This window comes from Rhizobium sp. BK312 (genome assembly GCF_014193605.1).
Taxonomy (GTDB): domain Bacteria; phylum Pseudomonadota; class Alphaproteobacteria; order Rhizobiales; family Rhizobiaceae; genus Rhizobium.
The window spans coordinates 1-18,077 of the sequence record NZ_JACHZP010000017.1 but is presented as its reverse complement, the minus strand read 5'-3'; the positions used below and the strand labels follow the sequence as shown (position 1 = coordinate 18,077).

The window sequence follows — 18,077 nt, the reverse complement described above, 5'->3', positions numbered from 1 at the left end:
CCGATTTACTTGACCGATCCGGCCAGCAGACCGCTGACGAGGTATCGATTGAGAAAGATGACGACCAGGGCGGGAATGATGATGGCAATCGATCCGCTTGCCGTGATCAGCCCATAGTCGATGAAGTTCTTGGTGACGAATTCCGGGATCAGCACCGTCAACGGCTTCGTCGCCTGCGGCGAGAAGATGAGTGGGACGAGATACTGTCCCCATGCGCCAAGAAAGGTCAGGATCGCCGCCGCCGTCAGGCCAGGACCTGCGAGCGGCAGGACGATGTTGAAGAAGATGTAGAGCCTGCCGGCGCCATCGAGCTGCGCCGCCTCCTCAAGCGCGATCGGCAATGCCTCGAAGACGCTTCGCAACAGCCACAGGGACAGGGGGAGGTAAGCCGAGACGTAGATCAGCGCCACGCCGACATAGGTATCGACCAGATGCAGGCTGATCATGATCCGGTAAAGCGGAATGAGCACCGCATAGCCGGGGATTGCGAGCGTCGCGACGATGGCGGCAAACAGAAAACCCCGGCCGGGAAACTGGATCCGAGTAAAGGCATAGGCGCCGAGTGCCGATATCGCCACGCAAAGAAGCGTTGCGGCCACCGACGTGACGATGCTGTTGATCAGCGCTGCGCGGAACTGCGACCAGACCTGGACCCCGCCGATCCTGGCAATATCGATGCCGAAGAGACGCGAGAAATGATCCAGCGTGAAATGCCGCGGAAAGAAATGGATCGGTCTAGCCGAGAAGTCCTCGGTCGGCGTGACGGAGCTTGCGAGCGTCCAGTAGATCGGTCCGAGCGACCAGATCAGGAGAACCGCGACACCGGCCCAGATCAGCAAACGATGGGAAAGGCTCTGTTTCATCAGTCAAACCGGGTGTTGCGATAGACGCGCAGGACATAGACGAGCGAGACCAGCAGCGAGACCAACGTGATCACGAGAGATAGGGCCATGCCATAGGAGAAGCGCAGGTTCTGGAAGGTCTCGAGATAGATCTGGACGAGAACCGGTCGCGTCTCGAGGCTGGAACCCGCCAAGACCCAGGCCTCGTCGAAGAGGTTGAATGCGTTGACGGTCGCGTTGGTCATGGCAACGGCAATGGCGCTGCGCACCAGCGGAAGCGTAACAAGGGTAAACATCTGTGCGCGCGTTGCACCATCGATGCGCGCGGCCTCATAGAGATGAGCGGGAATGCTCTGCATGGCGGCCAACACGATGACGACGGTCAGGGGCATCATTCGCCAGACGTGAACAACCGTGACTGCGATGATGGCGCTGGTGCGATCGTTGAACCAGACGTGGTTTTCGAATGGCAACCCGATGGCCGAGAGAACGCCGTTCAGCAATCCCGCACCCGGTTGGTAGATCCAGAGCCAGATCACCGCATTGACGACACCGGGCAGCGCCCAGGGCAGGACGACAGCTGCGAGCAGCCATTGCCGGCCGACCTTGACCTGATTAATGAGGGCGGCGGCAAGCACGCCGAACACCGTCTCGGCCACGACTGCGAGTACAACGTAGATAAACGTATTGACCCAGGTCGTGCCCAATGGCCCGTCGGAGAGCATGCGGGTGTAGTTTTCCAGCCCGACAAAGGGCGTTCCCGCCTGCATCGGATTGACCCTGTGGAGGCTATCCCACACCGTTCTTGCGATCGGGTAGAAGACAAGGGCCGCCATCGTGATCAGTATCGGCGAAACAAGCAGGATACCCAGCATGGTGTCGGCCTTGACGCCGACACCACGCCTGCTCCTGCCACCGGCAGAGATTGCGATTGTCATTGCGCCGATGCCTGCTTTGCCGCTTCGGCGATGTTCTGCATGGCCTGATCGACGGTGACCTGGCCCTTCGCCGCACTATTGATGGCCGTATTGACCGCGCTTGAGAATTCCGGATACCAGGGGGGCGTACCCTGCGGGAACAGCGGCTCGACGGTCTTCGACTGCGCGACGAGCGTGTCACCGCTCAGCAGCTGGCCGGCGGCATTGAGTTCAGACAATGCCGATGTGCGGGTCGGCAACGCGCCATTGGCCGCATTCTTCTTCTGGAAGTCCTTGCTCGTGAACCATTTGACGAAGGCGATGGCGGCTTCCCTATTCTGGGAAACGCGGGGGATGGCGAGTGCTTCGGGAAGGCCGAAGCTGCGGGTCTCGCCGCTTTCTGTCGGCACCAGGATCGCCTCGATCTGACCGGCCACTTTCGACTGCTTGGGATCGTTCATCTGACCGATCCTGCCCGGCTCACCGGAGATCATGATGCTGGTGACACCCTGGGCAAACATGCTCTCATTGATCTGGCTGTCCTTGAGGCCCGTGGAGGCGGGGTCGACGAGACCTTCCCTCAGCAGCATCAGTTCAAAGGCCAGCGCCTTGTAACCGGCCGAATCCTTCGAGACGAAGAGCGGCTTGAAATCCTTGTCGAACAGTTCGCCGCCAAAGGCTTTCGTCAGCAGATACCAGCTGGTCGATGCGCCTTCGGTGGCCGAGAGCGGCAGGCCGATCGGATAGGTCGCGATCTTCTTTTCCCTGATCTGCTTGGCGGCAGCGACAAGCTCGTCGAGTGTCTTCGGTATCGTCGTGATGCCCGCGTCGGCGAAATGCTTCTTGTTGATCAGCATGACGCGGAAGTCGTTGGTATAGGGCACGCCGAGCAGATTGCCGTTGACCGTGAAGATCTTGGAGACTCCGATATCCTTGACCGTATCGGCGTCAATCACCTCGTTGAGCGGCAGATACCAGTCCGCGGCGCTGAACTGGCCCGTCCATGACCAATCGAACTCGGTGACATCGGCCGGTGCTGTGCCTGCGATCAGCGAGGTGACGAGCTTTGGGCGGATATCGTCCCACGAGAGTGTCTGCATATTGACGTGAATGCCGGTCTCGGCTTCGAAGTCGCCGGGAATGTTCGGTGCCTGCGGCGAAGGCATCAGCACCGTGATCGATTGTCCTGCAAGCGGTTTCGCATCCTGGGCGAGAGCCGGACCGGCGGCAACGAGCGCCGCGAGAGCGACGAATGGCAAAGTAAATTTACGCATGTTCCCTTCTTTCCTTATTATTGAGGTCTGCTTCACTGGAATGCACCGCTGCGGTCTTTGCCGTCGCGGCGATTTGCGTGATCCAGCCGTCATCCACCGGCCAGTCGAGAAGGTGGGCAGCCGCCAGAAGGGCGCCGCCGATGGGAGGAAGCTTCGGGCTTATGGCCGGGCGGCCGATGCGCCGCTCGAGTGCGGCAAGCAGGGCGCGGCTTGCAAATGTTCCGCCCGCATGGGTCCAGTCGGCGGCCTGATCGCAATGCGGCGCTATGGCTTCGACATGCTTTGCCAGTTCCGATGCGGCCTGTTCGATCAATTGTTTCGCTGCTCCGTCACCGGAGCGCGCAACGCGATCGACGAGAATCGATAGGGCAGCGATCTCGGCGCGAGGGTTTTCGAGTTCGCTCACCCATCCTCCCAGCGCATTGACCGGATCGATGCTGTCGAGGTTGAGGAATTCGAACATGGCCTTCGCCAACCCGGTCGGGCCCGCCCGCCCGTCGAGGCTCTGGCTGACGAGGCTGAGAGCCGCCCGCCCGATCCAATAGCTGCTGCCCTCGTCGCCGATGACGTCGCCCCATCCGCCGACGCGCGCCGATGCGCCAGCGCTGTTGCGTGCCCAAGCCATCGAACCCGTGCCGGATAGGATCAGAATACCAGGCTTTCCGGCGAATGCGCCGAGATGAGCCGCATCGACATCGTTGAGAATATGCCGCTTCGCCTTGGGGAAGCTGGCGTCGATCGCCTCGCGCTGCTGTTCCGACAGGCGTGCCACTTCGCCATAGGCCGGCAGCGCGGCGGCGACGGCCGCCGGCGGTTGCCGCTCCAGGAAGGGGCGCAGGGCAAGATCCAGTTCGCGCCGCCAGTTTGGATTGTCCATCGGATTGACCCCGCCGTTGCGCGACATAAGCAGCACGTTGCCGGCTCGGTCGGCGAGTGCCGCCAGCACCTTGCTGCCGCCGCCATCGATGCCGAGGATCAGGTCGTCGCTCATTCCGGTGCTCCGAGATCCGCGATCGTCGTTTCAACGCCGAGATTGACAAGTTCGCTGCGCCAATGCGCGGAAAGAGCCGCATCGGTAATCACCCTGGCAGCCCTCAAGGGGGCGACCTTGTAGGTCGCCATCGTGCCGAACTTCGAGGAATCGGCGAGCACGAAGCGGTGCGCCGAGCGGCTCAGCATGCATTTGTTAAGGCTCGCTTCGGCGCTGTCGACGCTATAGATCGCGCCGTCCGGGCTGATGGCGCTTGCGCCGAGGAAGAGCTGATCAAACCAGATGCTCTCGAGCATCGCTTCGGCCTGCGGCCCGACAAGCGAAGCATTTTCGCTGCGAAGCTGCCCGCCGAGCAACACGACTTCCAGATTGGGGATGTTGAGGAATTCCTGCGCTACCGTCAGGCCATTGGTGAAGATGCGAAGCGGCATTGGGTTCAGGCGGATGAGGCGGGCAAGCTGCAGCACCGTGGTTCCGGCATCGAGAAAGATCGCCGTGCGCGGAGTCAGCAAATCGTAGGCTGCCGTTGCGATCGCGCGTTTGGCCGACAGATGCCGCTTGGCCCGCTCCTGAAAGGCAAGCTCCACCGATGAGCCCTCGGCGATGCGAGCGCCGCCATGCACGCGGTCAATGGCGCCTTCTCGTTCGAGAACCTGCAGGTCCCGGCGCACCGTCGCCAGGGAGGCGCCGATGGCGTCCGCGAGCGCCTGGATGGTCGAAAACCCGTTCGCATATAGATGGCTGCGAATAGCGTCGAGACGATCGACTTTCACTCCCCCGGCCTGACTCAACGAACGTTCCTCTCTCGTAATCATTTCTATTTCGCTCAGATTTCCACCCAATAAGATCAATGTCAATCATATTTCTGATCTTTTTTGATCTGTCCGTAATCCGCATCGAACCAAAAAAGCAAACGCGCGGCCTCCTCTCTCGAAGAGACCGCGCTCGTGAATTACCGTCGCTCAAGACATGGTGGGGCTAGTGGTAGGCAGGCAAAAGACTGCCGTGTTGCTCGATCATATCGTCAACAAGCGCCCATATTTGATCGGGCGATAGCTCCGCCGAGGTGTGCGGATCGAGCAGGGCCGCCTGATAGATGCAATCCCGTTTCTTCGTCAGTGCCGCCTCGACCGTCAGCTCCTGCACGGAAACGCTTAAGCGCATGACGGCTGCGAGCTGCGAGGGTATCCGCCCGATGCGGATCGGCTGGATGCCGTTGTGATCGACATGGCATGGAACTTCGACGATGCATTCGTTCGGCAGATTCTGGATCAGCCCGTTGTTGGGGACATTTCCGTAGATCAGCGCGGGCTGGCCGGTGACTGCCGCATGAATGATGCTGGCCGCATATTCATTGCTCCGGCAGACGCCGATCGGCTTACCGCCTTCAAGGTCGCGACGCAGTTCATGCCACTCGGCGATCTGGACCTCGCAACGGCGGATATATTCGTCCAAGGGAATGTTGAGGCGCTCGATCAGATCGCTACGGCCTTCCTTGATGTACCAGGATGTATATTCCGAGAAATGCTCGCTCGATTCCGTGACGAAGTAGCCGAGCCGTTTCAAAACGTCAAAACGCACCCGATCGTCCAATGGGACCTGTCCTTCCTCGGCCAGGGCATGGAGGCGAGGATAGAGATCCTCGCGACTGCCATCGGGGTGCAGTTTTTCATATTTGAGAAAGAAGGCGACATGGTTGATGCCGGCCGAGAGATGGTTGATATCGGCGACGTCTTCGCAAAGGCAATCGGCAAGATGGGCCGCCGTATGCTGCACGCTGTGGCAAAGCCCAACGGTGCGGATGTCGGGCGCAATCTCCTTGATCGCCCAGCAATTGATCGCCATCGGGTTGACGTATTGCATCAGCAGAGCATTGGGGCATACCTCTTGCATATCACGGCAGATTTCTTCGAGAACGGGAATGGTGCGAAGCCCACGGAAGACGCCGCCGATCCCGAGCGTATCGGCGATGGTCTGCCGGAGGCCATGCCGTTTTGGGATCTCGAAATCCGTCACCGTGGCCGGTTTGTAGCCGCCGACCTGCATCATCAGGATGACGAAATCCGAACCTTTCAGCGCTTGCCGGCGATCGAGCGTCGCCTCGACGCGCACCGTGTCGAGATGAAGCGCCTCGCAGAGCCTGCGGGCAACGATTTCGGATGTTTTCAGTCGCTCCGGATCGATGTCGAAGAGGCTGATGGCGTAATCGCCGCCGCTCCGACTGGAAAGGACGTCGCCCAGAATATTCTGGGCAAAGACGGTGCTGCCGGCACCGATCAGGCAGATCTTTGGCATGAAGGGGTCTCCGCATGGAATGGCTTTGAACCTCAATGCCTCTTTCAATTGGGAATTTCCTCCTGCTATCAATGAAACTATTCCCGGATTCGCGCCACCCGGACAGACCCCATGCCGAAACCCAGCAATTCCGTCGAGCGTGAAGCTCTCATCACATCCGCCGGCGGCTTTCTGATCGAGCGGCATATCGCCGATGCCATGAGCGCCGCGCATTGGCACGACCATGTCGAGCTGAACTTCCTCATGGAAGGCCAGATGACCTATATTTTCAACGGCAGGCAGAATCTGGTGGAAGCGGGACGACTGGTGCTGTTCTGGGCCGCCATTCCGCACAGGACGATTGCAGTTAGCCCCAATGCTCCGCTCATCTGCATCTATCTTCCCCTCGTCGATTTTCTCGGTTTGCCGATCGACCGCGGCGCACGCGGTCGCATCATGCAGGGGCAGATCTTATATGAGCCCCGCCAAAACCCCATCGATGGTGCTGTTTTCCAGCGCTGGCTAGACGAATGGACCATCGGTGATGCCGCGCGGCGCGAACTGGTCTTCGACGAGGTCAAGTTAAGGGTACGCCGCCTTTTTCTTGACAATGACGGGGAAAACGAAAGCGCGTTACGTCATTCTAAGATGGCGAATTCCGCGACCGCCGTTCGTCACACCGAGGCCCTCACTGATCTCATCAACAAACATTTCGACGAGCCGCTCACAGTTCCACAATTGGCCAAGCTCGCAGGGGTGCACCCAACCACCGCCAACAAGGCGTTTCAGAAAGTCCTTGGGATGTCCCCCAATGAATATTTAATTCGATATCGGATAGCCCGAGCGATGAAGTTGCTTGCTGACACCGACGATCCAGTATTGAAGATCGCTTTTGATTGCGGTTTTGGCTCCAGCAGTCGATTCTACAAGCTGTTCAAGGATCGAACAGGCGACACGCCTCTGGTCTTTCGTAAATTGATCAGTAACAAGACTTCTTAAAGCCATGATCACTCCCAGGGGCGGTATCCTTAATGTGATCCTTCGGTGTTGACGAATATTGGCTGCCGCTGTCCGGGATATTGACTCCCGCTATATTGCGCCATTGGATCAAAATCTCCATGAGACGATCATCGGGCTTGCAGTGGAAAAGCTCGGTGCAGAACATCTCCGCTTCCATGTTTACCCCCGCCACGCGGCGTAAATTCTTTATTTCGGCAGCTACTATGTAGGACCGCGATTGTGCTCGATTGTAAGGCCAGCCGCTTTTAACCAGGTATGACGTTCCTGGTGGCGATCAAAACTCTTCCCAGCTAGCGTCGCTAACGGCCAATGCAGCGGAGCCCTGCGTCTGGGCCTGCGGCCGCATACGTCGGCCAGCAGCTTGAAGGGGAGGATGGGCCGGGGGATTGAGTGGCTTGGCCGGTTGGGCTGTTCGCGCCCCCTCGCCATATTTGAATTGCCCGAGCAGCTGGAACAATGCGGCAGCCTCGCGTGCGAGGCTATGGCTGGCCGCCGTCTGCTCCTCTACCATGGCCGCATTTTTCTGTGTGCTTTGATCGACGGTATCGACTGCCTGGTTGATCTCGCCGAGAGCGGTCGACTGTTCTCTTGCCGCCTCGACGATCGCCACGACGTTGGTGTCGATCTCCTGGACTTGGGTGGCGATTTCCTGCAGAGCCCCGCCGGCATTGGTAACCAGCGCGACACCATTGGCGACCTGGGCGCCAGACGCGGTGATCAAGGTCTTGATCTCTTTTGCCGCCTTTGCCGATCGTTGGGCGAGTTCGCGGACCTCTTGCGCGACAACGGCGAAACCCTTGCCGGCATCTCCGGCCCTCGCCGCTTCGACTCCCGCATTCAGCGCTAAAAGGTTCGTCTGAAAGGCAATCTCATCGATAACGCCGATGATGCTGGAGATCTCGCGCGAAGAGGCCTCGATCTGATCCATGGCACCAATGGCGTTGCGTACGACGCCTCCTGAATGCTCGGCATGGGCTCTTGCTCGCGCAACAAGTCTTCCTGCTTCTTCGGCCCTTTGGCTGGAATTCTTCACGGTCGTGGTGATCTCCTCGAGGGCGGCAGCGGTCTCCTCAATCGAGGCTGCCTGCTGCTCAGTCCGCTTGGCAAGATCATCTGCGGCAACCCGCACCTCATTCGATCCAGAGGCAATCACATGGGCGTTTTCCGCGACGGTTGCCATCGCTTGCTTCAGCTTGTCGGAAGCACTGTTGAAATCGGTTCGCAACCGCTCAAGCGAGGGAATGAAAGCCTTCTCGATTTCCTGCGACAAATCTCCCTCGGCGAGATTTGTCAAACACCCGGCGAGTTGATTGACATTTTCGACACGGCTGGTCACGTCGGTGGCGAACTTGACGACTTTGAAAACCTTGCCGTTTAGATCGAAAATGGGGTTGTACGACGCCTGAATGTAGACCTTTCGACCACCTTTCCCGAGCCGCATGAATTCGTCCGCAACCAGATCACCGGCGGCGAGCTTCTTCCAGAAGTCTTTATAGGTGCTCGATGCCGTGTAGGACGGCTCGCAAAACATTGAATGATGCTTGCCTTGAATTTCCGCGAGCGAATAGCCGAGCGCAGACAGGAAGTTTTTGTTTGCCGTCAGGACCTCGCCGGTGGGAGTGAATTCTATCACGGCCTGCGCGCGCGATAGGGCCTCGATCTTGCCGGAGTCCTCGGCCGTCTTCAGCTTACTCGCCGTAATATCGGTAGCAATCTTGACGACCTTGACCGGCTTTCCCCGGCGAAAGACCGGATTATAGGAGGCTTCGATCCAGACCTCTCTACCGCCCTTACCGATGCGCTTATATTGTTGCTGGTCGAAAGTGCCGGCCGCAAGCTTCGACCAAAAAGCCTTGTATTCCGGAGACCCCGCATAAGCTGGTTCGACGAACATGCTATGATGCTTCCCGACGATCTCCGCCAGTTCATAGCCGAGTGCTCGACAAAAGCGTTCGTTGGCAGTGAGGATCCTACCGGCAAGATCGAATTCGATCATGGCCTGCGATTTTGACAATGCGGTAAGAACAGCAATGGCATCTGGACCACGATCAAAAATAACCATTCGATCATCCCTGTATTGTTTCGGAGTATCCGAAGTTAAATTTCAGTAAAATATTACAGCGCGCTGATTAAAATGTGATTAACTATAATCTATATCTGCTAATATTATAATGGATCCTTGAACTTTACTCAACCCTGTCGTGAAAGCACCCTCGTTGATTGTGGGGGCGTGGCTCTACGCGCTACAAACAAAATATACTGGCTGTATCGCCTGGCGGAGAAGGTTTTGTCGGCGGCGCCATGCCACGGCCGAAAAGAGAGCGGTTATTTCAGTCGCGGACGGTCGAGCCGAAATCGAGATGCATGGTCCATGCGGTGGCTCGCACTACGAAATAGGGATCGCATAGAGCTGTTTGACGCGGCAAGTGAGCTGCAATCTCCGGCCGTCAATTTTGCAACACCTGCCGGGTTCTTTAGTTTTTGCGTTTTTAACGGATGGACAGCCTCCGAGGTGCTGGTGTTATGGAGGTGGAAGCTCAGTTTCGGTAGAAGGCGATGCGATTTATAGACTTGCGGCTCTTGAGGATGCTCAGATTGCGTAGCCTGTATCGCAATGACGGCGTTGAGCCTTACGAACCGTGGGTCTGCGACGCTTTCGAGCGCTTTGAGCGTGAGATTGAAGCGTTCTGCCGACGGTCGTTGTTTTCGGCTGTAGTTTGAAAGTCGAACTGGCAGGCTCGGGAGTAGTCGTCATAGTCACGCGCGGCCGCGGCTATCTTCGCCCCCTGAACCGCTCGAACGCGGTCAAACGCTGGACCGGCGGATCGGCATCCTCCCAGCGGTATATCTCGGCCCGCAGGAAGCGGAGCTCGTCTTCCATGGCCTCTTCGTCAATTTCGATCCACCACGATTTCGGCCGGCCGTCGCTTCCATCAGACCAGCGATACCCTCGCTCTTTCAGCCGATCCTTCAAGTCGAACGGGGAGTTCTCGGCAAAGATGCGCACGCGTGAGCGCTGGCTTGCCTGGTAGAGCTCGGCAAAGGGCGTCCGATCATTATTGCCCTGCGAGAGGGCCAGCACCTCCAGTAATGCAAAGCAATCGTCGACGGCGCGGTGCCCGACATGGAAATGGCCACTCTGGTTGATGAGATAACCAAGCTTGGTTCCCTCATATCCCCTGGCGCTCCAATCGATCTCGGAATTGGAACAAGCCCAGGCCTTGCGGGAAAAGATCGAGGAGAAGGCCTCGCAAAAGGGCCGATCGAAGCCGGCATTGTGGGCAATGACGAGATCGGCGGGCGCGATGAGGCCATGAACCGCCGGCATGTCTATCAACTGGTTGAGGACCATGGCGTCTGTGATGCCGGTCAGGCGGGTGACCTCGGCCGGGATCGGAATGCTCGGCTGCCGCAGCCCGCCGTAGACATCAGTGACATCACCGATTTCGCCCTCTTCATTGAAGGTGAAGCCGATCAGGCCGATTTCAATGATCTCATCCTTTCTTGCGTCGAGACCGGTCGTTTCGGTATCGAGGACGACGCCTCGAAGGGGATAACCAGGTCTTGGAATGGCGGCGATCGGACGCTGCTCGAGTTTTTTCAGGATCTGGTAGCGTCCGGTCGCTTGCAGGATCCGCACCATCTCGGCTTCGTCGGGCGCCGATCCGACCTGCCGAGCGCGCAGGCTTGGCGCCGACGTTCTGCGAACGGACTGCGCATTCTCCAAAAACATGTCCAGCTGAGACGTCATGGCCTATCCGACGAAAACGATCCCTCAAATCTAAAACGTCGGTTGCCCGATGAGAAGCATTTAGCACAGCCGGGTAGGCCATACCCACTGCTATTCGACGTCGTGGCGACCATCAGTGGCTTCGCCTGGATGGCGCGTGGACTGCTGTGTCACCGATCACGATGTCCATATAATCATCCGCGAGTTCCATCAGAGCGTCTGCTATGCGCTCGGGCTCCCATCCGTCATCTAGGAGTTCCTCCACCGCCGTGGCGATGTTTTGCCGGAGTTGTTCGCGACACTGCCGCTTCGACTGATCTGCAAAACCGATCAACCATCCTTTTCCTGGCATGTGCAACTCCTTCTTCATGACGACAGACATTCCGTCGCGGAGAAGATATGGCGGAAGTCCCATACGAACAACCGGGCAAGGGAACTTTGGAGAATAACCCTGCCACGATCATCCGGCAGACGAGCCAAGCCACGAAAATCAACAACGCGGATGCAAATCATTGACCTGTTATTGCCAAACCTGATCGATTAGGGTCAGCCTGTTGGGAGATGCAGGGTCTTTCGACAATGCAACTCAAAACCATGGAGCGTATGGTATTGACGGATTTTATCGAGAAACGGTCTGCCCGGAAGGCGGATAAACCGAAGGCTGGCGCACGCAGCGTCGTCGAAACGTTTCGGCTGAGGGTCGCGGAGCAGAAGGAGTATCTAGAGGCTTATGAGCGCGATCCTACCGGCTTCAAGAAATGGCGTTCGACCTGGTTCCAGCGCGTTCCCGGCGGTTTTGGTGTGAGCATTGGCCGCGATGCGGTCAGCGCAGGGCAGGGGCTGAGCTACGTCGTCGTGGAAACGGCAAAGGAAGTGGCCGAGTTTCTCGATGATCTCGCCCAGCATGCTGAAGAGGATTTGGGTTTTCAGAAAGCGCTCGAGGAAAACCGCGCTCGTCGTGCTGCGGTGCTGAATGCGGCAAAGGCGCAATCCAGGGCAGCCAAGTCCGCATCAGTGAAGTCTCCCGCCAGAGCCCCGCGGGCCAAGACCGGCCCGAGAAGGGTCAAGACCAAAGCAGGTGAATAAGCCAGACCCTTGAAAGTTCGTCAAATGCAATGCTGAGCCCGCTTCGCGCGGGCTTTGTCTTCGCGAAGCTGGGAGCCAATCAAAAAGGGCTGGCCGCCTACGCCGACCTAACGACCACAGTATCCTCCGGCACAGGCATCCGCCCATCCTACGCGCAGTTCCAGCCGCCGTACTGGCAGGTTCCTCGCTTCATCGAGCAGCATGACATGCCGCTCATTCGACTCGAAATAGAAATCCGCGCCGCATCGGGCGGAAAGCCTTGATCGAAGGAGCGGCAGCACGATTGACGCGAACGCACCGGAACGCCGGTAGCACCAACCCAAACGGGTAGCTCAACTAAATCAATGGTAGATGCTAATATTCTAATTGCCGGCGTGAATGCCACCCTCGGGTCGGACAGTGCAGCGTCCGACGGTTGCCCCCTTATATTGCCGTCGGACGCACCCCTCTCGATATCGCCCTTTCCTCATCGGTGCTTCCACCACACGCTAGGGTCGATGTTCTATGGCTCAGAGTTGCTCCAGCAGAGCATGCAGCTCGTCGGCGATACCGGACGGTCTCGAGACCATCGTGGCGGAGGTACAGGAAATCAAGCGTCAGGTCTGCGCAATCGTGGAATCAGCTCAAGAGCAGTCTTCCGGGCTTCGGCAGATCAACACAGCCGTCAATCAATTGGACCAGGATACGCAGAAGAACGCGGCTACGGTCGAAGAGGCTATGGCTGCAAACTACAGTTTGGCTAACGAGGTTCGAACACCGGAAAGCTCCCAGTGCCCTCGTCGTCGAGGGAATGGAAGCCTTGCCGCGATTGAGGGCGAGGTTCGCGCCTTCTGTACTGCGCTGGGCTACGACCGCTTTGTTCCGTTCTCGGCCTTTGCGGCGCAGGACGAGATGGTTGAGCGTGTCGGGGTGCCCCTTCAATGGCCACAGGGCACCGCCCTGGATGAGATCGGCGGAGACCTGGTTGAATTGCCGCCAGCGATCGAGGCCGCCATGAGCCTCGATTACAAAGTCCTTGAGTTGCGTCATCGATGCGCTCCTGCGAGGGCACGCGCGAGATTGCGCGTGCTTTAAGTCGCCTGAAGCTAGAACCACGACTGCAATCTGCGAACGTCGTTGATGCCTTGATTCCGGCCATGGCGTCTGGGCCCTCGAACGGGGAGCGGCGCAGCACTCCGAAGATCATTGGGGCGCCTCCGGTGGGCCGCGGTCGGGCTCAGATCGTGCCCGGGCTATCGCGCGCCAGCACAATCGGTCTCAAGTTCAAATCATAGATCAAAAACTATTTCTGATACCGCCATGGAAGGTATGGATTGGAACCGCCGACAAGCGATAGGGACATTCTCAATAATCGCAGGCAGGTGAGACTTCCCAGGGGTTGAGGGTCGTCAGTTCGAATCTATTCAAGGCGGGCATTGCCTCGCAGCAAACTATAGCTTATATGTAGGCACGTTCCTACATGGAGGGTGCTGTGAGCATTACCAATTTATCTAGCCGGGAGTTGAACCACGACGTGAGTAGGGCAAAGAAGGCCGCCAATAAAGGACCTGTCGTTATCACAGATCGTGGGAAGCCCTCCCACGTATTGATGACCTACAGCGAGTTCGAGCGCCTGACCGGCAAGCGCCGCAATCTTGTCGATGCTCTTTCAATGCCTGGCTTATCAGCCATCGAGTTCGACCCGCCCCGAACCGAAATTACAACTCGCGGAGTGGATTTGTCTTGAAGTATCTGCTGGATACAAACGTCATCTCCGAGCTGCGTAAAGTCGGAGACGGTAAAGCTGATCCGAATGTTACGAAGTGGGTCGGTGCTCAAGATTCCAGCGACCTATTCATTTCCGCAATTACGATTCTGGAACTCGAACGCGGGATTTTAAGCATTCAGCGTCGAGACGCTTCCCAAGGTTCCCGCCTGCGGGCATGGATGGACAGTCGTGTCCGCCCTGAGTTTGCGGAGCGAGTTCTGTCAATCGATGACGCGATAGCAACTCGTTGTGCCCACTTACATATTCCAGATCGCCGTAACGAGGCCGATGCCTTGATAGCGGCGACCGCGCTGGTTCACGGTTTAACGGTGGTCACGCGGAATGTTCAAGACTTCGAGGATACCGGGGCGATTGTCGTCGATCCATGGTGCGAATGACATTTGGCGGGCGGGTACTCGCGACCCGAGGTCTTTTCGGGGAGGTCGTGGGGCTGCCACAGCCATGTTGCCCGCATCGTCCGGGTCAAAGGTTCATATCCGCTCAGGAGTAAACCGTCGCAACTCCATGCATCCGGAAGTATCCGGCTGGTTGCTGCTCCGGCCGTGAGGTTTCAGGTTGGGATCGTTGCAGAAAATTAGCAGCTCAATATCTATGCAGATAGTCTCTCATCCTCGAGTGCGGATGGTCGTCTTGCCGGTCCGTCGCTCCGTCGAGTTGAATGCGGCGACGGCAGTATCAAGCGCTGAGATGTTGCCGAGGTAATGGCACGTTATTGGCGGTTTAACGGCTGGAGGCTAAGCCGGCGCCATGAAGTCGTCCGCCGTTAGCTACAAGAACCATCGTTTTCCTCGCAGATCATTGTCTATGCCGTGTGGCTGCCGAGCTCAAAGGAAAGCGCTTCCTCCAGCTTCAAGCAAATAACGTAACATCACCCAACCGGCCCAAGACCCTCAAACGCGCAATGTACGGCAGAGCAGGTCCTGAGCTGCTGAAGGCTCGAATGCGGCCACGGCACCATACAAGTGAGGAAGAACCCAATTAAGCGCCAAGCGACACATAAGCTCTTTCCTATGCTCGGGTAACCCGCGTTTCCCATGGTGCAACTCGCTAGGTTTCAAGGCTCTTGGAGCGGGAATGAGGCGCGGCCGAATGTAACATAAACCGCTAATGCGAACCCAAGCATCAAAGCTGTAAGGGCGAATATCAACCGATAGATACTCTCCGACGGCAGCCCGGCATTCGCAATGGCGCCGAAGACAGAGGAGGAAGCTGACACTCCCAGAAAGACGAGAGTGTTGAGCGCGCCCAGACCGACGCCGCGCAAACCTGAAGGCAAAAATGCCTGAGCCTCTGTCATCACGATCGGATGAATGTTTCCGATGGCGTAGAGGATTGCCAATCCCGCGCAGGCGGTTGCGAGCCCGTAGCCTGGAGAGGCGCTCAGAATGAGCCCGCATGTAACTCCGGCAATTAGAGCTGCGATCACGACTGTGCGGCCGGTAATTCTCGTAAGGACAGCGGGCAGTGCGAAAGACGTCGTTATCCCGAACACGCTGATTGCGGTGAGCACCGCCCCTACGTTTGTACCGGTTCCGAATAGTTCGGTGAGATAGGGGCTGGCCCAAGCGTTGCGAAATGTACCGCCCAGCGAAAGGGTAAGACAAATCGGCAGAAGGTAGAGCAGAGACGCCGGCTTCCATCGCCCACCGTCTTTCTCGTTTGCCAGTTCAGCCCGTGCCTTGGCACGTAGAACAAAACCAATCGCGAGCGCGCTGACGAACATCAATAGAGCTGCCGCCCAGCATGCCGACCTCCATCCGAACCATTCAGCGAACCACGACAAAGGCGACGCTGAAAGAAGCGCTCCTACCGACCCTATGGAACTCACGATCGTGGCAAGGCGCCCAGCGCGTTCCGACGGCTCCGACGCGCCGAGGAAATAGAGCACTCCCATAAAGATCGGCGCACACCCGACACCGATCAGACCCTGACCGAGCACCGACCACCAGAAGGTCGTTGAACTTGCAACCATCGCTGAGCCGACCGCTCCCGCGGTCATCATCAAGCACATTGGCCAGCGAACGCCCCAACGGTCGAATGCCAGCCCGACGGGGATCTGCAGGAGAGAGAAAGACGCAAAAAAGGCCGAGGCAAGATCGCCGAACTCTGCTGGATCGAGCTTGAGCTCTTGAGATAGCTGGGGGCCGACGATTCCGAAATAACTGCGAAAATACATGCTTGCCATGAAAGCGGCGCACAGGCTCGGCAGGGTTGCTCGCATCTCCTATTCTCCCACGTGAAAGCGGATATCACGCCTGGCCTCGAACGCTTTCGGATGTAAGCCACCGAATCCTGCCAGATGACGTTTCGATAGGGGATTAGGTACATGAGCGCCGCCGCCTCGGACGCTCACGCCTTGATATGTCTTTCATGCGTGAAAGGGCTCTGTTGGATGAAAGGCGAGCTCTTCGTCTCGACAGGCACCGGACGCATCGATCATCGATGCGTCCGAGTTGCTCCAACCACAAAGTCTTCCTCGTCATCCCGCTGACGACCACCGAGGGCCGCGGCTGCGGAAGCGATAAATGCGCCGACCAGCAGCGACAGCGAGCCTATCAGGGCGGTTGTCGCCGCCGTCTTTCTGGCTTTGTCAGCCGCCTCTTTCGCTGCAGTCTTTGCGTCGTCGATCTGCTTGAGAACCAAATCGACGCGGTTGCGGGCATCAGGTTCGGAAAGACCGGTACGCGCGGAAACGACGGTCGCAACATACGACTTGTCTGCGTCCGAAATCTGTCCCGTAGCTGCGCCTTGCAAGAGAATGGCAGTGATCTCCCTTGCCGCCGCCGCTCGATCGTCAGACTGCACGCGGTCCGCCGTCCTTGCGGGCCTGAGCAGCGCATCGGTGAAATAAGCTGTGGAGTCCTGATTGCCTGCCAAGCCCGAGGAGGCGGCGGTACTCGTGGCTCCCTGCGCCACCTGCGCTGTAGCATTGATCGTTGTCCCTGTCAGAGCGGTCAAGGAAGAGGCGAGAAATCCCGCTACGAATACGGTCGCCAGCGCCCAACTCAGAAAGCCATGCGTAGTGTCGCGAAAAAAGACCTCATCAGAGTGGACTTCGACCCATTTGGTGCGCAGCCGGCCGGTCAGATAGCCGCCGATGGCCGACGACAGCCATTGAACGACCACCAGCCAGATGGCGGCGGTGATGCCAATGGTGGCCGCCGAGCTGCTTTGGCCGGACCAGGGAGATACCATCGTCAGGCCGACACCTGACCCGAGCAGCAGAAGAATAAGGGCAGTGCCGGTCGCCGCAAGGGCGCCGCCGATGATTGGCCCCCAGACGATCGCGGGTTTAGAGGATTCGATAGGAGCGGCTCCAGCGGGAGCGTCTTCGATAGAGGACATGGAACCCTCCTACCGCGTGAAGAGAACGAGAAGAATTACGATCGGCAGCGGAATGCCGAGAAGCCAGAGCAGAATACCTCGACCCATTTTGAAATCCTCCAAGGATGAACTTACAGGATTGCAACCGCGCTCAAGAGATTTTGTTCCAGGATTGGTCGATGGGCTAGGCATTTGTCGCTGACTTTACGGGACATTGAGACCATCGCCAGCAGATCGTAGATCAAGAAAAAGGCGTAAGCATAAGGCGGCCCATGTTCGGCAACGCGGAAGTGATCGCTGCACACCCACTGCTATTCGACGCGCTGGCGACTATCAGCGGATCCGCCGGGACGGAGCTTGACCGCCTTGGTGTCGCGGCGGCTTTGCACCAGAACGTCAAGGACGAACCGTCCTGATCCACCGCGCGCCAGAGCCAGTGCTTCCTGCTACGGATCGAAACGACGGCCGCATCGAGATGCCGCTTGTCGCCGAGCCGACCGGATGTGCGTCGACGGATGTCGTTGGCGAAGGCATGTCCGAATTTCTCCGCCCAAAGCCGGGCCGTCTCGTGCGTGACAATGATCTCCCGCGCCGCCAGCATGTCCTCGACCGATCACGGTCTGTCATGACCCGTCATCTCGCATCATCATCCACGCTTCGTTAAGCTGACGATGCCCCTGCGACTGCCCTTCTGTGGTTGCCGTCCGTTGCGCAAGTAGTTTCTGACCTTTTTTGAGGTGTGATCGAGTGCGGTCTTCTGTCAGGCCTTTCTTTGCGGCACTTTCAGAGGCCGCTGGCCGGTATGGTGATCTGCGGATCCGGCCCAAATCTTGTTCCCGAGCTCGTGGCTC

Annotated in this window: 16 protein-coding genes and 2 pseudogenes; 6 read left to right on the top strand and 12 right to left on the bottom strand. The window is 58.2% G+C overall.

Annotated features, from left to right (window positions below; all coding sequences use genetic code 11):
- Positions 1–5: 5 nt before the first annotated feature.
- The 6 genes from FHT85_RS29485 to FHT85_RS29460 form a co-directional block, all read right to left on the bottom strand.
- On the bottom strand, positions 6–863 hold the full coding sequence (locus FHT85_RS29485) for a carbohydrate ABC transporter permease (RefSeq protein WP_183774996.1): 858 nt from the start codon (positions 861–863) through the stop codon (positions 6–8).
- A complete protein-coding gene (locus tag FHT85_RS29480; protein ID WP_183774994.1) occupies positions 863–1,780 on the bottom strand; it encodes a carbohydrate ABC transporter permease in 918 nt (305 codons plus the stop codon). The genes FHT85_RS29485 and FHT85_RS29480 overlap by 1 nt, the downstream gene beginning before the upstream one ends.
- Positions 1,777–3,033 carry a sugar ABC transporter substrate-binding protein gene (locus FHT85_RS29475; protein ID WP_183774992.1) on the bottom strand — a complete coding sequence of 419 codons (1,257 nt, stop codon included), beginning with the start codon at positions 3,031–3,033 and terminating at the stop codon, positions 1,777–1,779. The genes FHT85_RS29480 and FHT85_RS29475 overlap by 4 nt, the downstream gene beginning before the upstream one ends.
- A complete protein-coding gene (locus FHT85_RS29470; protein ID WP_183774990.1) occupies positions 3,026–4,024 on the bottom strand; it encodes an N-acetylglucosamine kinase in 999 nt (332 codons plus the stop codon). The genes FHT85_RS29475 and FHT85_RS29470 overlap by 8 nt, the downstream gene beginning before the upstream one ends.
- On the bottom strand, positions 4,021–4,815 hold the full coding sequence (locus FHT85_RS29465; RefSeq protein WP_183774988.1) for a DeoR/GlpR family DNA-binding transcription regulator: 795 nt from the start codon (positions 4,813–4,815) through the stop codon (positions 4,021–4,023). The genes FHT85_RS29470 and FHT85_RS29465 overlap by 4 nt, the downstream gene beginning before the upstream one ends.
- Positions 4,816–5,002: 187 nt before the next feature.
- Entirely contained in the window at positions 5,003–6,319 is a 1,317-nt protein-coding gene (locus FHT85_RS29460) for an alpha-glucosidase/alpha-galactosidase (RefSeq protein ID WP_183774986.1), read from the bottom strand.
- A 111-nt stretch (positions 6,320–6,430) separates the two neighbouring features.
- On the opposite strand from FHT85_RS29460, the gene FHT85_RS29455 reads away from it, so the two are divergent.
- Positions 6,431–7,297 (top strand): helix-turn-helix domain-containing protein, encoded by an 867-nt coding sequence (locus tag FHT85_RS29455; RefSeq protein ID WP_112411984.1) that lies wholly within the window; start codon positions 6,431–6,433, stop codon positions 7,295–7,297.
- Between the two features lie 295 nt (positions 7,298–7,592).
- Here the strand turns inward: FHT85_RS29455 and FHT85_RS29450 are convergent, their stop codons facing one another.
- From FHT85_RS29450 to FHT85_RS29440, 3 genes are all read right to left on the bottom strand, one after another.
- The gene (locus FHT85_RS29450; protein ID WP_183774983.1) at positions 7,593–9,380 is read right to left on the bottom strand and encodes a PAS domain-containing methyl-accepting chemotaxis protein; all 1,788 of its coding nucleotides are present in this window, start codon (positions 9,378–9,380) and stop codon (positions 7,593–7,595) included.
- Positions 9,381–10,091: 711 nt separating this feature from the next.
- Positions 10,092–11,069 (bottom strand): 3'-5' exonuclease, encoded by a 978-nt coding sequence (locus FHT85_RS29445; RefSeq protein WP_112411986.1) that lies wholly within the window; start codon positions 11,067–11,069, stop codon positions 10,092–10,094.
- A 112-nt stretch (positions 11,070–11,181) separates the two neighbouring features.
- Positions 11,182–11,418 carry a hypothetical protein gene (locus FHT85_RS29440; protein ID WP_112339763.1) on the bottom strand — a complete coding sequence of 79 codons (237 nt, stop codon included), beginning with the start codon at positions 11,416–11,418 and terminating at the stop codon, positions 11,182–11,184.
- A 209-nt stretch (positions 11,419–11,627) separates the two neighbouring features.
- Here FHT85_RS29440 and FHT85_RS29435 point away from each other — a divergent pair, with 209 nt between their 5' ends.
- The 5 genes and pseudogenes from FHT85_RS29435 (at position 11,628) to FHT85_RS29415 (ending at position 14,279) form a co-directional block, all read left to right on the top strand.
- Positions 11,628–12,134 carry a hypothetical protein gene (locus tag FHT85_RS29435; RefSeq protein WP_246780150.1) on the top strand — a complete coding sequence of 169 codons (507 nt, stop codon included), beginning with the start codon at positions 11,628–11,630 and terminating at the stop codon, positions 12,132–12,134.
- Positions 12,135–12,163: 29 nt separating this feature from the next.
- Complete coding sequence (locus tag FHT85_RS29430) at positions 12,164–12,397, top strand: hypothetical protein (protein WP_112339783.1); 234 nt, start codon at positions 12,164–12,166, stop codon at positions 12,395–12,397.
- Positions 12,398–12,652: 255 nt separating this feature from the next.
- Positions 12,653–12,881: pseudogene (locus FHT85_RS29425) on the top strand (methyl-accepting chemotaxis protein); the annotation flags it as partial.
- A gap of 724 nt (positions 12,882–13,605) precedes the next feature.
- Positions 13,606–13,860: a type II toxin-antitoxin system Phd/YefM family antitoxin gene (locus FHT85_RS29420; RefSeq protein ID WP_112412013.1), complete on the top strand. Its 255-nt coding sequence runs from the start codon at positions 13,606–13,608 to the stop codon at positions 13,858–13,860.
- A complete protein-coding gene (locus FHT85_RS29415; RefSeq protein WP_112339403.1) occupies positions 13,857–14,279 on the top strand; it encodes a type II toxin-antitoxin system VapC family toxin in 423 nt (140 codons plus the stop codon). Before FHT85_RS29420 ends, FHT85_RS29415 begins: the two co-directional genes overlap by 4 nt.
- 677 nt (positions 14,280–14,956) lie before the next feature.
- On the opposite strand, the gene FHT85_RS29410 is transcribed toward FHT85_RS29415, so the two are convergent.
- From FHT85_RS29410 to FHT85_RS30760, 3 genes and pseudogenes are all read right to left on the bottom strand, one after another.
- Positions 14,957–16,123, bottom strand: coding sequence for an MFS transporter (locus FHT85_RS29410; RefSeq protein WP_112411987.1), 1,167 nt, complete (start codon positions 16,121–16,123; stop codon positions 14,957–14,959).
- Positions 16,124–16,338: 215 nt separating this feature from the next.
- A complete protein-coding gene (locus tag FHT85_RS29405; RefSeq protein ID WP_112411988.1) occupies positions 16,339–17,247 on the bottom strand; it encodes a hypothetical protein in 909 nt (302 codons plus the stop codon).
- Between the two features lie 335 nt (positions 17,248–17,582).
- A pseudogene (locus FHT85_RS30760) lies at positions 17,583–17,836 on the bottom strand (DDE-type integrase/transposase/recombinase); the annotation flags it as partial.
- Positions 17,837–18,077: the final 241 nt, after the last annotated feature.

Coding starts and splice junctions, on each gene's coding strand:
- FHT85_RS29450 (WP_183774983.1), bottom strand. CDS start 9,380: ATGGTTATTTTTGATCGTGGTCCAGATGCCATTGCTGTTCTTACCGCA.
- FHT85_RS29485 (WP_183774996.1), bottom strand. CDS start 863: ATGAAACAGAGCCTTTCCCATCGTTTGCTGATCTGGGCCGGTGTCGCG.
- FHT85_RS29460 (WP_183774986.1), bottom strand. CDS start 6,319: ATGCCAAAGATCTGCCTGATCGGTGCCGGCAGCACCGTCTTTGCCCAG.
- FHT85_RS29430 (WP_112339783.1), top strand. CDS start 12,164: ATGCTGAGCCCGCTTCGCGCGGGCTTTGTCTTCGCGAAGCTGGGAGCC.
- FHT85_RS29480 (WP_183774994.1), bottom strand. CDS start 1,780: ATGACAATCGCAATCTCTGCCGGTGGCAGGAGCAGGCGTGGTGTCGGC.
- FHT85_RS29455 (WP_112411984.1), top strand. CDS start 6,431: ATGCCGAAACCCAGCAATTCCGTCGAGCGTGAAGCTCTCATCACATCC.
- FHT85_RS29405 (WP_112411988.1), bottom strand. CDS start 17,247: ATGTCCTCTATCGAAGACGCTCCCGCTGGAGCCGCTCCTATCGAATCC.
- FHT85_RS29445 (WP_112411986.1), bottom strand. CDS start 11,069: ATGACGTCTCAGCTGGACATGTTTTTGGAGAATGCGCAGTCCGTTCGC.
- FHT85_RS29440 (WP_112339763.1), bottom strand. CDS start 11,418: ATGAAGAAGGAGTTGCACATGCCAGGAAAAGGATGGTTGATCGGTTTT.
- FHT85_RS29475 (WP_183774992.1), bottom strand. CDS start 3,033: ATGCGTAAATTTACTTTGCCATTCGTCGCTCTCGCGGCGCTCGTTGCC.
- FHT85_RS29435 (WP_246780150.1), top strand. CDS start 11,628: ATGCAACTCAAAACCATGGAGCGTATGGTATTGACGGATTTTATCGAG.
- FHT85_RS29410 (WP_112411987.1), bottom strand. CDS start 16,123: ATGCGAGCAACCCTGCCGAGCCTGTGCGCCGCTTTCATGGCAAGCATG.
- FHT85_RS29470 (WP_183774990.1), bottom strand. CDS start 4,024: ATGAGCGACGACCTGATCCTCGGCATCGATGGCGGCGGCAGCAAGGTG.